The sequence below is a fragment of the Kitasatospora sp. NEAU-CNBT7 genome (assembly GCF_057220535.1).
The window spans coordinates 1-18,856 of record NZ_JBXQQB010000042.1 but is presented as its reverse complement, the minus strand read 5'-3'; the positions used below and the strand labels follow the sequence as shown (position 1 = coordinate 18,856).

Here is an 18,856-nt window from a genome sequence, read left to right as displayed (position 1 = left end):
GCCGAGCGGAGACACCCGTGGCACCCCGCACGATCCTGGTCAGCGGCGGCGGGGAGGCGGCCGTCACCGTCGCCGCCGCCACCGCGCTGCACCACGCCGCGGCCGGACGCCGCACCCTGCTGCTCGCCGCGGACGACCCGCACCGCGCCCTGGACGCCCTGCTCGGCACCCGGGTGTCCGGCCGGCCCGCCCGGTACGCCGACCACCTCGACGTCGCCCGGATCGACGAGCAGGCCGCCTTCCGCGACACCCTCGCGGCGCTCGAGGGCCGGCTCGCGCCCGCCCTCACCCTGCTCGGCGCCGAACCGCTCGACCCCGACGAACTCACCCCGCTGCCCGGCACCCGCCAGCTCGCCCTGCTCCGCGCGCTGCGCCCGGGCCCGGCCGGGGACGACGCGGAGGTCCTGGTGGTCGCCGGCCCGCCCCCGGCCGAGCTGATCGCCACCCTCGCACTGCCCGAGCAACTCGACCGCTACCTGACCAGGCTGCTGCCCGAACAGCGGCAGGCCGCCCGGGCGCTGCGCCCGCTGCTGGCCGCCGTCGCCGGGGTGCCGATGCCCGCCGACTGGCTGTTCGAGGCCGGCGCCACCGCCCGGACGGCACTGGCCGAGGCCCGCGAGGTGATCGCCGCACCCACCACCACCGTGCGGCTGGCCGTCGACGCCGACACCCAGCGGCCCGCCGAACTGCACCGGATCCGCGCCGGGCTGGCCCTGTACGGCCACCGGCTGGACGCCGTGGCCGCCCACCGCGCCCTGCCCGCCGGCGCCACCTCCTCCCCGGACCCGTGGCTGGCCGCCCACGCCGCCCACGAGGCCGAGCGGCTGGCCGAACTGGCCGCCGGACTCCACGACGTCCCGCTGCTGGTCGCCCGCCGGCCGGAGGTCGCCCTGGAGGACATCGCCGCGCAGCTGTACGCGGCGGGCGAACCGCAGGCCGGGCCGGCCGCCCGGCCCCGGGTGGAGGACCGGCTGGCCGAGGACGGCCTGCTGCTGTGGCACCTCCCGCTGCCCGGCGCCGACCGGTCCGAGCTCGAACTCGTACGCCGCGGCGACGAGTTGGTGCTCGGCGTGGGCGGGTACCGGCGGATCCTGCTGCTGCCCTCCGCGCTGCGCCGCTGCACGGTCGGCGGCGCCGGCCTCGCCGACGGCGTCCTGACCCTGCGCTTCGCGCCGGACCCGGCACTCTGGCCCCGGGGCGCGGGGGAGTAGCGGGGAGCAGCGGGGCCGCCGGGAGTGGTGGCCAGGCCCAGGGGCCGGCCCGCCCCGTTCGGGTGCGGCGCGGCGGGTCGGCGCGGTCCGGTAGCGTCGGTGGCTCCATTGCGGCGAGAGGGACCACTGATGGCGGACCAGGACACGGACCGGAACGCGGACCGGAAGACCGACCGATCCGAGCGGAGCGGCGACGGCGAGGCGTTCGGCCCGGAGCTCGGCCCGCTGGTCGAGGAGGTGCGCCGGTTCGCCGAGACGGTCGGTGGCAAGGCCCTCGAGTTCGGCGTCCGGTTCCGGGAGAGCAACCCCGAGGTGTACGGACACCTGGCCGCCGCGGGCGGCGAACTGCTCGCCGCGTACCGGGCCGCCGTGGCCGGTCACGAGCGGCGCTGGTCGGCGCCCGGACACGCCGAGTCGGAGCACATCGACGTCGACGGAGCGTCCGACAACTTCTGAAGCTGCAGGTCAGCCAGTGTGACCGAAAGTTCTGCTCATGTCACTCAACGGGTCGAACATTACGACTTTTGAAGGCGACTCCGGCATATTCTCGAAAATTGCCTTCGTTTCATGTAGGTCTCGGTGTGTACGGGAGCACCGGTCAGCGGGTAGCGTTTCGCTCAGCGGGAACGAGTGAATAGCTGAGGGACACATGGCTCTGACCATCGGCGTCGATGTCGGCGGAACGAAGATCGCGGCAGGCGTGGTCGACGAATCCGGCGAGATCCTGGCCAGGACCCGGGTACCCACCCCGGCCGACCCCCAGTGGGCGGTCGACGCCATCGCGCAGGCCGTCCGCGAGCTGAAGGAACAGCACCCCGAGGTGGCCGGCGTGGGCGTGGGTGCCCCCGGCTTCGTCGACCGGGACCGCTCCACGGTGATCTTCGCGCCCAACATCGACTGGGAGAACGAGCCGCTCAAGACCCGCATCGAGGAGCTCACCGGGCTCCCCACCGTGGTCGAGAACGACGCCAACTGCGCGGCCTGGGCCGAGTTCCGGTTCGGCGCCGCGGCAGCCCACGAGGACATGGTGCTGATCACGGTCGGCACCGGCATCGGCGGCGGCATCGTGCTCGACGGGCGGCTGCACCGCGGCCGCTTCGGCGTGGCCGGCGAGATCGGCCACCTCAACATGGTGCCCGACGGCCTGCTCTGCGGCTGCGGCGGCCACGGCTGCTGGGAGCAGTACGGCTCCGGCCGCGCCCTGCGCCGCTACGGCCGGGAGAAGGCCGCCGCCGACCCGATCGCGGGCAAGCGGATGCTGGAGCTCAACGACGGCGTCGCCGAGACCATCCGCGGCATCCACATCACCGAGGCCGCCGAGGACGGCGACCCGCTGGCCCTGGAGTGCTACGCCGAGCTGGCCGACTGGCTGGGCCGCGGCATGGCCGACCTCGCCGCCCTCTTCGACCCGGGCGTCTTCGTGCTCGGCGGCGGCGTCTCCGACTCCGGCAGCCTGCTGCTCGACCCGGTCACCGCGGCCTTCCGCACCTACCTGACCGGCGGCGTCCACCGTCCGCGGGCCGATGTGGTGCTCGCCTCGATGGGCTCCGCCGCCGGGATCGCGGGCGCGGCCGACCTGGCCCGGACCTGACCCTCCGGGGTGTCACGGCGGGGTGTCGCGGCGGGGCGGGGCCCGACGGCCCCGCCCCGCCGTTCCGTGCTGATGCCCCGTCAACTGCCGTGCAGGCCCTAGCATCGGCACCGTGACGTCAGTGACCGACCTGCCCGAGTCCGGGGCCGAGAGCGACGGCGCCCAGCGGGTCAGGGTGCTCAGCTACAACATCCGTTCGCTGCGCGACGACCGCGAGGCGGTGGCCCGGGTGATCCGCGCCTGTCGGCCCGACCTGGTCTGCGTCCAGGAGTCGCCGCGCTACTGGAAGCCCTCCAAGCAGGCCGCCTGGCTGGCCCGCCGGACCGGCACCGTCATCCTCTCCGGCGGCGGCCGGGTCGCCGCCGGGCCGCTGCTGCTCGGCCGGATGCGGGTCGACGTCCTGGCCACCCGGGACCGGCTGCTGCCCAAGACCAGGGGGCTGCACGCCCGCGGCTTCGCCACCGCGCTGGTGCGGATCGGCCGCTCGGTGCCGTTCGCCGTCACCAGCTGTCACCTCAGCCTCGACCCGGACGAGCGGCAGCGCCAGTTCGCCCTGCTGCCGGGCCAGTTCGACCCCGGGGAGCCCGGCCTGATCGCCGGCGACTTCAACGAGCACCCCGACGGACCGGGCTGGCGGCAGCTGGCCGCCGACTTCCAGGACGCGCACCCGACCGCACCCTGGGGCGGCACCAACACCTCGGTGCCGGACAACCCGTACCAGCGGATCGACGCCGTCTTCGCCACCCGCGACCTCACCGTCCTCGGCTGCGGGGTGCCGCACGACCTGCCCGGCCTCGACCCGGCCGACCTGCTCGCGGCCACCGACCACCTGCCGCTGCTCGCGGTGGTCCGGGTCCCGGCGGCCGCCCCGGCCGGGGACGGCTGATCCCGTCCTGGCGCGTGCCGTCACGGGCTCGTACCGCCGCGCCGCGGCCGGGACGGAGGGGGAGAGCGAGCGCGTCGACGGAGTGGGGTGCGCCGCCCGTGCCCGGTCACCCGCGCGTGGGTACGGCACCCGCCGGCGAGCCACCGGATCGGGGGGCTCCGGAGCACGGACCGGCCGCGACGGCGGCCCGGACCCCGGCCGGATCGCGGACTGCCCGGCGAGCCGGAGGCCGGGTGTGCCGGGCGCCGCGCACAGTGGTGGCGTGAGCGAGACGACGGCGCCGGAGGCGGCCGGGACGGCCGAGGAACACCGGGCGGGCTGGTTCGAGCTGTTCTTCGACCTGGTCTTCGTGGTGACGGTGAGTGTGCTGGCGCGGGCCCTGCACGGGGACCCGGACGCCGGGGACTTCGGCACCTTCGTGGTGCTGTTCTTCCCGGCCTGGTGGGCCTGGGCCAACCTGATGGTGACCGTCAACGTCTTCGGCTCGGCGCGCCCCGGGGTGCAGGCGATGCTGCTCTGCGCGATGCCGGGGCTCGGGCTGATGGCCGCCGCCGCGCCGGACGGCCTCGGCTCCCGCGCGTGGGCGTACGCGCTCGGCGCGGCCTGGGTCCGGCTGGTGTTCTTCCTGATCTGGTTCGGCCAGGCGCGGCGCCGCGACAACGCGCTGCCGCTGTGGCGCCCGGTGTCGTACTGCCTGGTCCCGGCCGCGCTCTGGGCGGTGTCGGCGGCGGTGCCGGGGCCGGGCCGGTTTGTGCTGTGGGGAGCCGCGATCGCCCTGGAGGTGGTGCTGCTCGCGGTCCGGACCGGTCTCACCGAGGAGTTCTACGGGCGGCTGTCGACCGAGCACCTGGTCGAGCGGATCGGCCTGTTCGTGGTGATCGTGCTCGGCGAGAGCGTGTTCACCGTGGTGGCCACGCTGGCCGACCACTTCACCGGCGCCTCCGCGCTCGCCGCGCTGGCCGGGTTCGTGGTGGTCGCCGAACTGGCGTTGATCTTCTTCTACTGGGGTACCGCCAACGCCGCCCGCGGCCTGGACCGCGCCCAGGCCGGCGGCGCCACCCGGGCGGTCCGCGACACCGTGATGTACCTGCCGTTCCTGCTGGTCTCCGGCATCACCGTGATCGCGGCCGCGCTCGGCACGGCCGTCGCCGAACCCGACCACCACCTGCCGACCGGCGCCTGCTGGGCGCTGTGCGGCGGCGTCCTCGCCTTCTACACCGCCAACGCCGCGATCGCCCTGCGCTACGGCGACACCGCCCGGACCGTCCTCGGCTGGTACCTGCCCTGCCTGCTGCTCACCCTCGGCGGCCTGCTGCCCGCCGCCCTGCTGCTGCCCGCCTGGGCGGCGGTGGCCTGCGCGGCGGCGGTCGTGTTCGCGCTCGCGAAGATCTCCCGGTACCTCGGCCGCCGGTCCGGCACGCTACCGGCGGCCTGAGGCGCGCCGCGCGGGCGGCGGGCCCCGCCGAGGACGGCTGTCCGCCGAGGACGGCCGCATGCCGCCCTCGGCCCACCGCGCCGCCCGCTCAGACCACCGCACCGCCGGTCGGGTCCTCCGGCTCGTCGTCGTCCCGGTCCTTCATCCGCGCGACCAGCGTGGCGAACCCGCCCAGGAACGCGGCGACCCCCACCCAGGCGGGCCAGCCGGAGACCTCCCGCCAGACCAGCGCGTCGAACAGCAGCAGGGCCGGCCCGCCCAGCACGGCCATCCAGGCGAACTTCGCCGTGGTGTCGGCCGGCGGCAGCGGTGGCGGCTCCGGCGGGACGAAGTGGCCCTCGTCCGGGTCCTCGGCGGCCGTGTAGTCGCGCGGGCCCGGTTCGCTGCGCCGGGGGCGGGGCTGCGGCGCCAGTTCGTGCGGCAGTCCGGCGGCCGGGTCCTGGCGGGTCGCCCGCAGGTTCTCGATCTCCGGCCACTGCGGATCGGTGAGGTCCACCGGGTCGTCGAACTGCGCCACCAGGGCGGCGAAGATCGCGTCCTGCTCGGCCTGGCTGCCACCCGCCGGACGGCGGACGGCCTCCGCGGCCTCCGCACCCTCGCCCGGTCCGGTCCGGTCGGCCCGGCCGGTCGGGCCGGTCGGGCCGCTGGGGCCGGTGGGATCGTCCGCGGCGCCCCGGGGCAGCTCCTCGTCGCCGCCCGCCTTGTTGGTCTCGTGCACTGCCGGCCCTTCAGCCCGAGTGGTTGTCGGCATCGACGGTCGCCACCGGTGCCAGCCGCCGGATGAAGTCGAGGCTCGCCTCGAAGATCAGCCCGGCGTCGTGGTCCAGCGTCGCCACGTGGTAGCTGCGCTCAAGGAGCAGCTCGGTCACGTCCGTCGAGGATATCCGGGCGAGCACCAGTTCCGAGTTGGCCGGCGAGACCACGTGGTCCTGCGGGCTGTGCAGCAGCAGCACCGGCTGCTCGACCTCGGGCAGGACGGACTGCACGTCCTTCCACAGCCGCGACAGCGACCAGGCGGCGTGCAGCGGGGTCCGGTCGTAGCCGAGCTCGGTGGCGCCCTCCAGCGCGATGTCGTTGGCCACCCCGGGCAGGCTCGGCACCACGTGCCGCAGCACCGGCAACAGCACACTCGCGGGGTTGTCCGAGCGCACGGACGGGTTGACGAGCACCAGCCCGGAGATCTTCGACCGGTGCCGGGAGGCCAGCCGCAGCGCCAGCGCGCCGCCCATCGACAGTGCGCAGACGAAGACCTGCTCGCACTCCTCGAGCAGCCCCGCCAACGCCCGCTCGGCCTCGGCGTACCAGTCCTCCCAGCGGGTCAGCTGCATGTCCTGCCAGCGGGTGCCGTGGCCCGGCAGCAGCGGTACCGACACGGTCAGGCCGGCCGCCGCGAGGTGCTCGGCCCACGGGCGCATCGACTGCGGCGAGCCGGTGAAGCCGTGCACGAGCAGGACTCCGACCGGGCCGCCCTGGTGGCGGAAGGGTTCGGCACCGGGCAGCGGTGACGGCATCTGCGGACTCCTTCGTGGGCGGGGGACGGAGGTCGGCCGATCGTCCCACGACCGGGCGGCCCCGTACAGGGCATCCCCGGCGCCGGGCACCGGGGACGTCAGGGGCAACGCCGGGGCCGCGCGAAACCTTCCGGCCGCCCCGCCAGCCCGGGTCCCCGCGCCCGTGCCCCCCTTCCCGCGCTGCCCGCCCGGACCGATCCGACGGCCCCGCCGGTACTGAGCCGACACCCGGGGGCATTAGGATCGTCCGGTCCGCATAACAGGAGGCCCGGGTTGTTCTACCGACTGATGAAGATGATCGTCGCACCGCTGCTGCGGATCTTCTTCCGGCCCTGGATGGAGGGCGAGGAGAACATCCCCGACGAGGGGCCCGCGATCCTCGCCAGCAACCACCTCTCCTTCTCCGACTCCTTCTTCCTGCCCGCGCTGCTCAAGCGCCGGGTCACCTTCATCGCGAAGGCGGAGTACTTCACCACCCCCGGCCTCAAGGGCCGGCTCACCGCGGCCTTCTTCAAGGGCGTCGGCCAGCTCCCGGTGGACCGCTCCGGCGCCCGCGGCGCGGGTGAGGCGGCGATCCGCAGCGGCATCGCGGTGATCGAGCGCGGCGAGGTCTTCGGGGTGTACCCCGAGGGCACCCGCTCGCCCGACGGCAAGCTGTACCGCGGCAAGGTCGGCGGCCTCGCCCGGGTCGCGCTGGCCACCGGCGCGCCGGTGATCCCGGTCGCGATGATCAACACCGAGAAGGTGCAGCCGCCCGGCCAGGTCGTCCCCAACTTCGGCATCCGCCCCGGCATCCGGATCGGCCGCCCGCTGGACTTCTCCCGCTACCAGGGCATGGAGAACGACCGCTTCATCCTGCGTTCGGTGACGGACGAGGTGATGTACGAGATCATGCGGCTCTCCGGCCAGGAGTACGTCGACATCTACGCGACGGCGGCCAAGCGGCAGCTCACCGAGGACAAGAAGCGCGCCGACGCCGAGCGCAAGGCCGTTCAGAAGGCCGAGGCCGCGGAGCACAAGGCCGCCCAGAAGGCGGAGAAGGAGGCCGAGAAGGCCGCCGCCGCCGCCGAGGCCGCCGCTGCCGCCGCGGACGCCGAGGCCGGTGACAAGCAGGACCGCGCCGCCGACCAGCAGGACGAGACCGGCGGCAAGTAGCCCGCGAGCCGAGAGCCGGGAGCCGGGAGCAGGGGGGGAGATGGCGGAGCTGGACTCCTCCGGTCCGGTACCGGTCCGGCAGGCCGGACCGGACACCCCGGCCGCGGCCGGCCCGGTCGGTCCGTCCGGCCTGCCGAGCCCGCCCGGTCCGTCCGGCCCGGTCTCCGTCGCCCGCGCGCTCGCCGCGCCGCTGCGCGGCAGTCTCGGCGCCGGCGGGATGTCCGTCGAACTCCCGCTCTGGCGGGCCATCTCCTACTTCCGGGTGATGGCCCTCGCGTACGCGGTGGTGCGGTTCTTCAACGCGTACCTGGACGTCCGGCACCCGGTGGCCGGCTGGATCTACCTCGGCGCGCTCACCCTCTGGACGCTCGCCACCTCCCGGGCCTTCGCCAACCCGCTGCGCTGCAGCTGGGCGGTGCTCGGCACCGATCTCGCGGTGGTGGTCACCGGCGTGCTGCTCAGCGGCTACGTCGACACCCCGGAGCGGATCCGGGCCGGCGCGCTCACCCTGCCCACCATCTGGGCCTGCGGCACCGTCCTCGGCGCCGCCTGCAAGGGCGGCTGGCGGCCCGCCGCGCTCTTCGCCACGGTGATCGGCCTCGCCAACATCGGGGGCCACGGCGGTGTCACCCCCGACAACCTGCACAACATCGTGCTGCTGCTGATGGCCGGCTGTGCCGTCGGCTACGTGATCGAACTCGCCCGCGCCAGCGAGGCCGTCCTCACCCGGGCCCTGCAGGTCGAGGCCGCCACCCGGGAACGCGAACGGCTCGCCCGGGACATCCACGACGGCGTCCTCCAGGTGCTCGCCCTGGTCCAGCGCCACGGCGACCGGACCGACCCGGCCGACCCGGGCGGAGCTGGCGGCCCTGGCGGTCTGGGCGAGCTCGGCCGGCTGGCCGGCGAGCAGGAACGCGCCCTGCGTGCCCTGATGAGCGGCGCCCCGCTGCCCGCGGCCGGAACCGCCGCCGCCGAACTCGACCTGCGGCAGCTCCTCACGCCGTACGCGGACGAGCGGATCACCGTCTCGGCGCCCGGTACGGCGGTGCTGCTGCCCGGCCCGGTGGCCGGGGAACTCGCCGCCGCGGTCGGCGCCGCCGTCGACAACGTCCGCAAGCACGCGGGTCCCGCCGCGCGGGCCTGGATCCTGGTCGAGGACGAGCCCGACGCGGTCACCGTCTCGGTCCGCGACGACGGCCCCGGCCTGCCGGCGGGCCGCCTCGCGGAGGCCGAACGGGCCGGGCGGATGGGCGTCTCCCAGTCGATCCGCGGGCGGCTGCTGGACCTCGGGGGCAGCGCCGAGCTGTACTCGGCACCGGGGGAGGGCGTGGAGGTGGAACTCCGGGTGCCCAGGAAGGGGAACTGATGTCGGACCAGCAGCAGCCACCGGTACGGGTGATGGTGGTCGACGACCATCCGATGTGGCGGGAGGCGGTCTCCCGGGACCTCGCGGAGGCCGGGTTCGAGCTGGTCGCCACCGCCGGCGACGGCGGGGAGGCGGTCCGGCGCGCCCGCGCGGCGCAGCCGCAGGTGCTGGTGCTCGACCTCAACCTGCCGAGCCTGCCCGGGGTGGAGGTGTGCCGCCAGGTGGTGGGGCACGACCCGGCGCTGCGGGTGCTGGTGCTCTCCGCCAGTGGTGAGCACGCCGACGTGCTGGAGGCCGTGAAGTCCGGCGCGACCGGGTACCTGGTGAAGTCCGCGGGCCGCGAGGAGCTGATCGACGCCGTCCGCCGCACCGCCGCCGGCGACCCCGTCTTCACCCCGGGCCTGGCTGGCCTGGTGCTCGGCGAGTTCCGCCGCCTGGCCGCCGAGCCGGCCGCCCCGGCCTCGCCCGCCGCCCCGCAGTTGACCGCCCGGGAGACCGAGGTCCTGCGGCTGGTGGCCAAGGGCCTGTCGTACCGTCAGATCGCCGAACGGCTGGTGCTCTCGCACCGCACCGTGCAGAACCACGTCCAGAACACCCTCGGCAAGCTCCAGCTCCACAACCGCGTCGAACTGGTCCGCTACGCCATCGAACAGGGGCTGGACGACGACCTGGGGTGAGGCCGCCCGGTCGCTGTCCTCGGCGGATCGAGCGGAGCGCGCGTCATGAGTGATTCGACGGACCCAGGGCCGGGGCGTCAGGAATGGAAGCGAAGCCGGACCACGAGGCAGTCCGGTGAGAGGTTCTCCAGGTAGTCGTCGGCGAATCGGAAGTAGTCACCCGTGCGGCCGAGCTCGTTGCCCCAGCGGTCGGAGGTGCCGTCGATCCAGTGGCCGTCCAGTGTCAGCAGGTAATTCGTCGGAATCACCCTCGACGTCTCGCGGCGCATGAACTCCTCCTGGCTGCCGCGGAAATGGCTGACCGGATCGGTCAACCGGGGGAACAGCCGGCAAGCCTCGGGTGAGGTGTCGGCCGCGTGGATCAGCGGCTGTGCGAAGTAGTCCTCGCGTGCCCGGGCGACGGGGTAGGCCGCGAGATCACGGCGGGCGCGCTCGATGAAGTCCTCAAGCGGGGACGCGGGAGGGTAGTCGGCCGAGAAGAGCTGCCACGCCCGGAGACGTTCCGCGGCGAGTTCGGCAACCGGTGCCCGGGCGGCGTCGAAGTCGAGCAGCCCCCGGGGCCCGCCGTCCCAGCGCAGCGGTGTCCGTTCGCGGGTGGTGCCGTTCGGAAGGGACGGATCGAAGATCAAACGGGGGTCTTCGTCATCCTCCGGGGCGACCGGGAAACCGTCGCCGTCGTACCCCCCGTAGACGTGCCACCAATCCCATTCGCCTTGCCAGGCGGGCCCACCCGGCTGCTCCTCGAAGTCGTAGTCGAAGGGAGCCATGGCAGCGTCCAGCGCTGCCCTGACCTCTCCCGGAGGGGTCGGGGGGAGACAGACGGTCAGAAGATCACGTGCCATGGTGCGCGCCTTGGGGAGTCGGGTGGAGGGGGCCGCATGGAACGGCCTGCCGATCCTACTGACCAGGGCCGGGGTCGGCGATCGGCCCCGGCCCGGCCCGCCGGAGTGGACGGCGGGGCCGGGCCGGGGTTGGGCTGTGGTGGTGCCTACGCGAACGGTTGCGGCTGGGGAAGGATCATTTCCCGCTCACCGCCGAGGTCGAACGGGTCGAAGATGTTCGCGAGGGTCAGGTCGATGCCCGTCTGCCACCCGTAGGTCTGGACGTCGTGCTTGGCCTCCATGGCCTGCATCGGGAACGTGATGACGTTCAGGATGGGGATGCGCCCCAGGCCCTTGGCGAGTTTCGAGGTCCTCGGTGCGGTGGGAACCGCAGGCGGCTTCGGTACGCTCACGGACACCCGCACCGAACGCCGCGAGTCGAAGGATCCGTCGGCGGAGAGGATTCTGACGTTCTGGTTCCCGTCGAAGTGGTTGGCGATCTCCCGTGCCTGCGCGGCGTCCTCGGCGACGAAGACGACGTTCGAGGCCTGGCCCTTCTTGGTGATGTCGAGTTTGTTGGTGATGGTGCTGATGCCGCCTCCGACGGTCTTCCCGCCGGTCGCGTCCACCGACTCCACCCCGACGATCTTTCCGTTGCGCCAGGTGACCTTGATGAAGTCGGACGTGGTGCCGATCGGCACGTTGTTCCCATTCGCATCCAGGATGGCGTTCTTCTGGATGATGGGGTTCTTCTCGTCCTGCAACAGGTACTTCACGCCGTTGCCGGTCTTCTCGTCGAAGTAGTTGCCGGAGTTCCTCAAGTCGTCGTTGAGCGCCTGGTAGGCGATGCGTTCGTTCGGGTTGGCGAAGTCCTCGGTCTCGGCCAGGACGTGCGGCACGCCGTAGCCGTCGTAGATGACGCTCTTGCCGTCCTGGGTGCCCGCGGAGTAGGCATTCGCCGGTCGGATGTGATTGCCGGCGCAGTCGTCCGCGTGCGTCCGGCAGTAGTTCTTCTCGTCGGGGTCGAACAGCCCGCTCGGGTCGCTGCGGTTGAGCGGGTCGTTGTGCGAGTAGGTGTAGCCGTTGAGCGACTGCGGATCGTTCTCCGCGAACACCGGGTCGATGCTGATGAACCGGCCGGTGGCGGGGTCATAGTCGCGGGCCCCCAGGTGCACGAGCCCGGTGGGCTCGCTGACGCCGCCCACGAAGCCCCGGCTGCCCGCCCAGGTGGCCGGCGCCGCACCTCGCTGGCCGCCGAACGGAGTGCTCCGCCGGGCGCCGGCGACCCCGGTGACGGCGTCGATGTTGAGCGTTCCCGTGCCGTGGTGGTCGGCGACCTGGAAGGTCACCTTGTTGTCGTCGGTCCGCAGGGCGGTCGCGCCGCCCAGCTGGTAGGAGCGGACTGCGGTGGCCTTGGTCGCGCCCTTGACCAGGGTGAGTTCGGTGTTGCCGAGGTAGAGGGTCCACTTCTCGGCGGCCGGGACGGCGGAGTCGAGGTTGTGCGCGAGCAGACGATTGCCGATCGCGTCGTACAGGTAGTCCGTGGTCCTCGTCGCGGTGTTGGTGGTGCCGCCGCTCGTGGTCCTCAGACTGTCGGTGACCTTGTCGAGCCTCCCCTCGGAGTTCCAGACGAGGGCCTGGTCGCTGCTCTGGTTACCGGACGGCTTGAGGTGGCGGCCGGTGGTGTTGCCCGAGGCGTCGTAGTCGTACGACTCGACGACGGGGGCGCCGACCGATCCGACGACCGTGGTGGTGCTGTTCAGCGTGTGTGGGCGGATACCCGTCGCGGCCGGATAGCCGTAGCCGGCCGTGGCGTCGAGCGCGGTGTTTCCCGTGGGGTCGTGCCGCGTCTCACCGGCTCGGGTGCCATTGGTGTTGTAGCTGTAGCTGCTCCAGTACGGGGCGGGGCCGCCGAGTGCGGCGCCCTTGGGAGTGCTCGGGCAGTCGGTACCAGCGGGGGTGAAGGCCTCGGTGAGGCGGGTCAGGTAGTCGTACTGGAAGCACTGCCGGTCCGTACCCGTACGGGAGGTGTCGGTCAGCGAGGTGATGTTCCCGGCCTGGTCGTAGGTGTAGACGGCGGCACGGGCGGGGGTGGCGATGCCGTACTGGTCGGTGCGGCTGGAGGCGAGGCGCTGGGTGCCCCACTCGTAGCCGTTGGTGACATAGACCTCCTTTCCGGCGGTGCCGTTGCTCAGCGTGGACTGCAGCGGCTTGCCGGTCAGGCTGAAGGTCTGCGCGGTCTGGTACGTGGTGAGGCCGGAGATCGCCGTGGCCCGGTGGAGCTGGTCGTAGGTGAAGGAGACCGACTCGGCGGCGAGGTTGCCCGCTGCGGGGTAGGAGACGGACTGCGCCAGACCGTCGAGCCGGTATGTGGCGCCGGTGACGTAGGTGCCCGCGAGCGCCTCCTGCCCGGGAACGGACGGGATGGTGACCGTGGTGCGGGTCGCCCGTCCGAGCGGGTCGTAGAGGGAGTAGGTGGTCTTGTACTGGTAGCTGGTTCCGCCGATCGTCGCGAAGCGGGTGCTGGTGGCGGGAAGGCCCTTGTTGCCGGCCGGATCCCAGCTCTGGGAGGTCAGCAGCGGACCACCGACAGATCCGTCGTGGGTCTCCACCGGGCGGGACAGGTTGTCGTAGACGGTGGCGACGGTCCTACCTCGGCCGTCGGTCGTACTGACCAGCTCGGCCCGGTCGTTGTAGACCTTGACGGTGGTGCCGGAGTCCGGGTCGACGGCCTTGGTCTGGCGACCGCGCTGGTCGTAGAGCCAGGTCCACACGGTCCCTGCCGGGTCGGTCAACTTCGTGAGATTACCGGCCTGATCGTAGGCGTAGCCGGTGGAGTCGTAGCTGGTGAGGCCGGCGTCCTTGTACTGACGGACCTCGGTGGTGTGCCCGGTCGCGTCCGCGATGGTCGTGGTCGGGGTCGCCCCTGCCGGCGGAGTGACGGTGACGCGGTCGCCGCTGTACTCGGTGAGCGTGGTGGACAGCGGGGTGCCGACCCCGTTCCCGGCCAGCACCGTGGTCTTCACGGTGCGGCCGAGGCCGTCGAAGGTCTTCGCCGTCTGGGTTTCCACGCCGGTGGCGTCGTCGACCTTGAACAGATTGGTCGATGGCGCGCCGGTGGCGTAGTACGGCGCGTAGGTGAGAGCGGCCTGGCCGCGCTCGTCGTAGAAGCTGTCGCTGAGGATCCGCCCACCGTTGTCACCGGGCGACTGCGTCTGTCGCACCCGGCCGTGGCCGTCGTAGAGCGTGTAGGCCGTGTCCTGGGAGCCGTCGGAGTTCAGGCTCAGCGTCGCGACCGAGGTGATCTTGCCATCGGCGATGTTGTAGGCGAACTGGTGATTCGGCGACTGACCGTTGCTCTTCGAACGGTTCGGCTGCCAGACCTTCAGGATGCGGCCCAGGCCGTCGTACTGCAGTTCCGTCCGGCGGTTGTTGGTGTCGATCGTGTCGGCGGTCAGACCGCGGGCGGGCTCGTAGTCGGTGGTGGTGGTGTTGGCGGTCGCGCTGTTGCCGGCCACCGACGGCGCGCCGGTGGTCTTCGACTGGGTCGGTCGTCCGGTGGCCGGGGTGTAGGACGTGACGGTGGTGCGAGCGAGTGGGGACGGGGTCCGCACCGGTGCCGTGGCTCCGGTGGTGTCGTAGACCGAGGTCAGGGCGAGTTCGGTGCTGGACAGCGTCCGGCCGTACGCGTCGAACGTGGCGGAGTTGCCGAGGTAGGACGCGCTGTTGCCGGTCCGGGACGTGAGAGTCTCGGTGAGCGTGACGTTGCCCTTGGTGGGGGCGGTACCTTGAGCCTGGCCGTCGAAGCTCAGCCGGGTGTCGGCCAGGACGACGGAAGTGCCGTCGGGCCGGGTGGCCCGGTCGACGTCGGCCGAGCAGTTCGCGGCGACCGTCTCGGTCCGGGCGACAGCGGTGAGGATCCAGGCCGTGGTGTTGTCCGCGAACGTTGTCCGGGTGCACCGGTCGTCGGTGGTGACCGCGGTGTCGCCCAGTTCTTCGGACTGGGTGGTGCGGCCGTAGTCGTCGATGGTGCTGTTGGAGCGGATCTCCCGCCACTTCGTTCCGGCGCCGTTGTCCATCGAGGTGAAGGAGCGCTTGGCCGCCGTGCCGGTGAGGTTGGCGGTGGTGGTGCCCCAGTCGCGGACGCGCTTGGCGGTCTCCTTCTTCCAGGGGGTGTTGACGTTCTTGCCGAGGATCTTGCCGCCGGGCTTGTCGTACTGCTCGGTGCGGTACTCGAAGCCGGCCCAGGCGTTGTCGTCGGTGAGGGTGGTGCCCTGGCCGTCGTCGACGGTGACGGTGCGCTTCTTGCTCTTGTCGGCGGGGTCGTTGCGGTCGCCGTCCATGCCGCGCAGGTAGTAGTGGTCGGCCTGGGTGGACATGGCGGAGACACCGCCGGTCTCGACCCGGGTGCGGGCGTAGCCGCGCCACTGGGACCAGGTCTTGAGCTTCTCCCTGGTGATGCCGTCCTCGTCGTCGAAGTGCCAGGCGGCGTCGCCGAGGTAGGTGTAGTGGGTCACCATGTCGGGTGCGCCGCCGGTGCGGTCGGTGGCGATGACCGCGTCGACGACGTACTTGTTGAACCACTCGGTGGTGACGGGCACATCATTCGTCGGCTGGTACTGCTGGGGGAAGCAGCGGGTGGTGTTGGTCTGCGGGGTGGGGAGGTTGTTCCAGTCGCAGGCCGCGGCGCTGTAGTTGACGTCGATCTGCCCGCCGAGCTCGTCGGTGATGGTGCCCAGGCGCTGCTTGATGAACGGCGCGCGCCCGTCACCGACCTTGTCGAGGCGGTTGGCCAACTGCTTGTAGGCGAAGCCGGTCTTCGGCATCGGGACCGACGGTGCAGCCCCGGCACCCGTGTGCTGGACGGAGTCGAGCAGCAGCTGGTAGTCGAAGTCCGCGGTGCCCCACTTGTGGGTCAGCGCCCAGGAGTCGATGTCCTTGTAGGTGCCATCGGGCTGGAGGGTCCTGGCGGTGACGCCGGTCAGCCGGGTGCGGGTGAAGAACGTCGGAGAGAACCGGCCGTGGTCGCAGTCGGTGCCGTCGTTGCAGTTCTGATCCCACGGCGTGTCGTACCAGTACTGCCGCTTGGCGTCGATCTGGGCCGGGTCGCAGTTGGCGGCCGTGGTCTCCAGGCAGCGTTCCGCGGTGGCGAAGTCCACCCGGGCCATCGGCGTCACGCTCGCCGAGTAGATGTCCGTCTGCTGCTGGCCGTACTCGATGTGGTCGAGGTGTCCGCCGCGCACGTAGGGGGTGCGGTCGGTGGACTTCAGGTTGCGGCCGTAGTTGTTGGTCTCGGGGGTGTACCAGTAGGTGACGTCGTTGCCCTTGGAATCGACCACCAGGTCGAGGTTCCAGCGCCAGCCCTGCTGGCACCACGAGTGCGCGAAGTCGGCGCCGTTGCACGGCTCGCCGGCGTTGTTGCCGAACACCGGGACGGTGTACACGGACTTGGTCTCGGGCTTGCCGCTGCTCCAGTTGGGGAGGCGGTTGCCGAAGTAGTAGCTGGTGCCGTCGGTGGTGGTGGCGCGGAAGTACTCGCCGTCGTTGTCGCCGTTGCCGCGGGCGCCGTCGCGCAGGCGGACGACCTTGGTGTTGTCGTCGCCCTTGAGCCGGAACTCGTCGCCCGAGACCGGGATCAGTTCGCCGGAGTGCCCGGCGAAGCTGATGGTGGCGTTGTCGGTGGCCCAGCACAGGTCACCGGGCTTGTTGTTGTTGGTCTTCGGCGCGCCGTCGTCCGCGCACGGCTTGTAGGTCCGCTCGACGAAGCCGGGGGACAGGTCGAAGCCGTCGCCGGCCCAGGAGGCCTGGTTGTTGGTGTTGGCGGTGCGGCCGTCGATGGAGCCGGAGCTGTAGGACAGGCCGAGCTTGGGGGTCAGCCCGCCGGGCATCGCGGTCAGCGGCATGTCGTAGGACCAGGTGAACGAGCCGCTGTTCAGCGAGGTCGACCACGAGGACGCGGAGGACAGCGGGGTCGCCTTGTAGTCGCCGCCGGGGCCCGCGTTGCCGGCCGTGGCGGCCAGCACGGTTGCGCCGCCGCCGGCGGCCTGCAGGCTCATGCCGCCGACCGGCAGCGGCGCCGCGACGGTCACCGCGTCGGCGGTGACGGTCTGCTGCTCGACGTTGTTGCCGCCGGGCAGCGGCGTCTGGACGCGGCACTCCGGCTTGTCCGGTGTGGTCAGGACGCACGCCGGCAGCTGCACCAGGCGCAGGCGTGAGCCGAAGCCGGCGCCGCCGGCCTGGGCGAACGCGCTGTAGTCGACGCCGACCTTCGCAGTCGTGCCCTCGGCGCTCTGCGGCGCGGAGACGCTCAGCAGCACCCCGGATATCCCGGCCTTGCGCGCGAGGTCCTGGCCGAGGACCTGGACGTCGGTGTCCTTGGCCGGTGTCCCGGTGGCGGTGAGGGTGACCGGCAGGTCACCGGCCTTCGCCGCCTTGCCCGCCTGGGCCGGGATGGTGACCTTGGCGGTGCCGGCCTTCGGCCAGGCGGTCCGGTCGGCGGCGGGCACGCTGACGGTGGTGTCGGCCTTGCGGTCCTTGACCTTGCCGGCCGAGCCCTTGACCGGCTTCTCCGGTGAGGACGCGGACGGCTTGGTCCAGTCGGCCGCGGCAGCCGCCGCGGCCAGTGGCAGCGTGGGCAGCAGCGACCCGACCAGGGTCGCGGCCACCGCGGCGGCGACCCTGGTCCGGGACCGCCGCCCGGCAGCCCTTTCCCTACTCATTCGTTCTCCTTCGAGAGTGACGGCGTCAGCCGTGGATCCGGCCCGCCTCGCCGCCGTCCGGCCACCTGCGGGCGGGCGGACGACAGCGAGACGGGCCGGAGAACGGGGAGTTCTCCGGCCCGCTCGGGGGTTGATCAGGGACCGGTCGCCGAGTCCAACTCGGTGTTGTAGTCCGCGAGCCGGGCGATCTGGGCGGCGCTCAGCACGCCCTGGAACGCCCACACGTCGTCCAGTTCGCCGGAGAAGTACTCACCGAACGTGCCGGTGGCCTTCGCCCGGCCGAACTGCAGGCCGCCGGTGGCGTCGAACGGGCGTACCGCCTGGGCCCACGAGGTCCGGCTGGTGCAGTCCGCGGCGCCGGTGGTGCAGACCTGGTTCTCCAGGTCGCCGTTGACGTACAGGCTCAGCCGGCTGGACAGGGCGTCGTAGGTGAGCGCCAGGTGCGTCCAGTTCTCCAGCACCGACGGCACCGGGGAGTGCACCACGATGGTGCGGGCGGCGCCCGCCGCGTCGGTGCCGGCCAGCACGGCCTGCCACTCGCCCAGGTGCTCACCGGTGTTCGGGTCGTCCTTGAGGTAGTGCCAGCGCAGCGTGGCCGCGTCGCCGGTGGTACCGCCCTGCGAGAGCACGGTCATGTCCCGGGTCGGGGAGCCCGCGGTGTTCGCCCAACCCGCCAGGGTGAAGCTCTGGTTGGTGTGGACCGGGGCCGCGCTCGTGGCCGCGTAGGCGGCGGTGCCGTTCAGCTGCAGCGTGCCCGGGTTGACGTACAGGCCGCCCGCGGCGTTGAGGGTGGCGCCGCCGCCGAGCTGTGCGGCGGGCTTGGCCGGCCCCTCGCCCGGGCTGGCGAGCGGGGTGCCGGTGGCGGTGTTGAGCTTCCACCGGCCGGCCAGCTGCGGACGCTGCGCGACCAGGTCGGCCGCCTCCGCGCCCGTCACGACCCGGTCGTAGATCCGCACGTCGTCCAGGTCGCCGCCGAAGAACTCGGCGTTGGCGCCCTCCCGGTTGACGGCGCCGACCTGCAGCGGCCCGGGGTTGGCCCACGGCGCGGTCTGCGTGTAGTCCGCCTCGCCGACCAGGAACCCGTTGATGTACAGGCGGGTCTTCTTCGCCACCGCATCGGACACGCCGAGCAGGTGGACCCACTGGTTGTCGGTGCCGGAGAAGCAGGGCACGCCGTTCACCGTGGAGCCCGGTGCGCAGTCGGGCTGCGCGGCCCGGACCAGGGTGTCGGCGGAGGTGTCCTCCTTGTACCGGCCGAAGATCCACTTCTTGCCGTAGGCCGAGTAGTACAGCGAGAACTCGTTGTTGTGCTGGCCGTTCTGGGTGACCGCCATCTTGGCGATGGTGTCGCCCGCCGCGGGCTGCGGCAGCCGCGCCCACGTCGACACCGAGAAGCTCCGCGTCCCGTCGACCTGCGGACGCGCGGTGCGCGCGTAGCCGGTCGTGCCGTCGAAGTGGACCGCCTTGCCGGCCGTCCCGGGCAC

At 72.5% G+C, this 18,856-nt stretch carries 13 protein-coding genes; 8 read left to right on the top strand and 5 right to left on the bottom strand.

The window, feature by feature from the left end:
* Window positions 1-17 precede the first annotated feature (17 nt).
* The 5 genes from AC2TEW_RS34300 to AC2TEW_RS34280 all read left to right on the top strand — a co-directional run bounded on the left by AC2TEW_RS34300 (window position 18) and on the right by AC2TEW_RS34280 (window position 5,123).
* On the top strand, window positions 18-1,211 hold the full coding sequence (locus tag AC2TEW_RS34300; protein ID WP_484627179.1) for an ArsA family ATPase: 1,194 nt from the start codon (window positions 18-20) through the stop codon (window positions 1,209-1,211).
* Between the two features lie 129 nt (window positions 1,212-1,340).
* Entirely contained in the window at window positions 1,341-1,667 is a 327-nt protein-coding gene (locus tag AC2TEW_RS34295) for a DUF5304 family protein (RefSeq protein ID WP_484627178.1), read from the top strand.
* Window positions 1,668-1,860: 193 nt separating this feature from the next.
* Complete coding sequence (locus AC2TEW_RS34290; RefSeq protein ID WP_484627177.1) at window positions 1,861-2,802, top strand: ROK family glucokinase; 942 nt, start codon at window positions 1,861-1,863, stop codon at window positions 2,800-2,802.
* A 112-nt stretch (window positions 2,803-2,914) separates the two neighbouring features.
* Entirely contained in the window at window positions 2,915-3,688 is a 774-nt protein-coding gene (locus AC2TEW_RS34285; protein WP_484627176.1) for an endonuclease/exonuclease/phosphatase family protein, read from the top strand.
* A 262-nt stretch (window positions 3,689-3,950) separates the two neighbouring features.
* On the top strand, window positions 3,951-5,123 hold the full coding sequence (locus AC2TEW_RS34280) for a low temperature requirement protein A (RefSeq protein ID WP_484627175.1): 1,173 nt from the start codon (window positions 3,951-3,953) through the stop codon (window positions 5,121-5,123).
* An 88-nt stretch (window positions 5,124-5,211) separates the two neighbouring features.
* Here the strand turns inward: AC2TEW_RS34280 and AC2TEW_RS34275 are convergent, their stop codons facing one another.
* Complete coding sequence (locus tag AC2TEW_RS34275; RefSeq protein WP_484627174.1) at window positions 5,212-5,841, bottom strand: hypothetical protein; 630 nt, start codon at window positions 5,839-5,841, stop codon at window positions 5,212-5,214.
* A 10-nt stretch (window positions 5,842-5,851) separates the two neighbouring features.
* On the bottom strand, window positions 5,852-6,634 hold the full coding sequence (locus AC2TEW_RS34270) for an alpha/beta hydrolase (RefSeq protein ID WP_484627173.1): 783 nt from the start codon (window positions 6,632-6,634) through the stop codon (window positions 5,852-5,854).
* Between the two features lie 288 nt (window positions 6,635-6,922).
* On the opposite strand from AC2TEW_RS34270, the gene AC2TEW_RS34265 reads away from it, so the two are divergent.
* From AC2TEW_RS34265 to AC2TEW_RS34255, 3 genes are all read left to right on the top strand, one after another.
* A complete protein-coding gene (locus AC2TEW_RS34265) occupies window positions 6,923-7,789 on the top strand; it encodes a lysophospholipid acyltransferase family protein (RefSeq protein ID WP_484627204.1) in 867 nt (288 codons plus the stop codon).
* Window positions 7,790-8,006: 217 nt separating this feature from the next.
* On the top strand, window positions 8,007-9,155 hold the full coding sequence (gene macS / locus AC2TEW_RS34260) for a MacS family sensor histidine kinase (protein ID WP_484627203.1): 1,149 nt from the start codon (window positions 8,007-8,009) through the stop codon (window positions 9,153-9,155).
* Window positions 9,155-9,832 carry a response regulator gene (locus AC2TEW_RS34255; protein ID WP_484627172.1) on the top strand — a complete coding sequence of 226 codons (678 nt, stop codon included), beginning with the start codon at window positions 9,155-9,157 and terminating at the stop codon, window positions 9,830-9,832. The genes macS and AC2TEW_RS34255 overlap by 1 nt, the downstream gene beginning before the upstream one ends.
* Before the next feature lie 77 nt (window positions 9,833-9,909).
* Here the strand turns inward: AC2TEW_RS34255 and AC2TEW_RS34250 are convergent, their stop codons facing one another.
* The 3 genes from AC2TEW_RS34250 to AC2TEW_RS34240 form a co-directional block, all read right to left on the bottom strand.
* Window positions 9,910-10,599: a hypothetical protein gene (locus AC2TEW_RS34250; protein ID WP_484627171.1), complete on the bottom strand. Its 690-nt coding sequence runs from the start codon at window positions 10,597-10,599 to the stop codon at window positions 9,910-9,912.
* Between the two features lie 221 nt (window positions 10,600-10,820).
* Entirely contained in the window at window positions 10,821-17,372 is a 6,552-nt protein-coding gene (locus AC2TEW_RS34245; RefSeq protein WP_484627170.1) for an RHS repeat domain-containing protein, read from the bottom strand.
* A gap of 134 nt (window positions 17,373-17,506) precedes the next feature.
* The coding region (locus tag AC2TEW_RS34240; RefSeq protein WP_484627169.1) for a LamG domain-containing protein at window positions 17,507-18,856 on the bottom strand (1,350 nt) is incomplete at its 5' end.

What these genes read in the sequence shown, in the direction of transcription:
- AC2TEW_RS34295 (WP_484627178.1), top strand. Translation starts at nt 1,341, where the DNA reads ATGGCGGACCAGGACACGGACCGGAACGCGGACCGGAAGACCGACCGA.
- AC2TEW_RS34290 (WP_484627177.1), top strand. Translation starts at nt 1,861, where the DNA reads ATGGCTCTGACCATCGGCGTCGATGTCGGCGGAACGAAGATCGCGGCA.
- AC2TEW_RS34270 (WP_484627173.1), bottom strand. Translation starts at nt 6,634, where the DNA reads ATGCCGTCACCGCTGCCCGGTGCCGAACCCTTCCGCCACCAGGGCGGC.
- AC2TEW_RS34265 (WP_484627204.1), top strand. Translation starts at nt 6,923, where the DNA reads ATGAAGATGATCGTCGCACCGCTGCTGCGGATCTTCTTCCGGCCCTGG.
- macS (WP_484627203.1), top strand. Translation starts at nt 8,007, where the DNA reads ATGTCCGTCGAACTCCCGCTCTGGCGGGCCATCTCCTACTTCCGGGTG.
- AC2TEW_RS34255 (WP_484627172.1), top strand. Translation starts at nt 9,155, where the DNA reads ATGTCGGACCAGCAGCAGCCACCGGTACGGGTGATGGTGGTCGACGAC.
- AC2TEW_RS34250 (WP_484627171.1), bottom strand. Translation starts at nt 10,599, where the DNA reads ATGGCTCCCTTCGACTACGACTTCGAGGAGCAGCCGGGTGGGCCCGCC.
- AC2TEW_RS34245 (WP_484627170.1), bottom strand. Translation starts at nt 17,372, where the DNA reads ATGAGTAGGGAAAGGGCTGCCGGGCGGCGGTCCCGGACCAGGGTCGCC.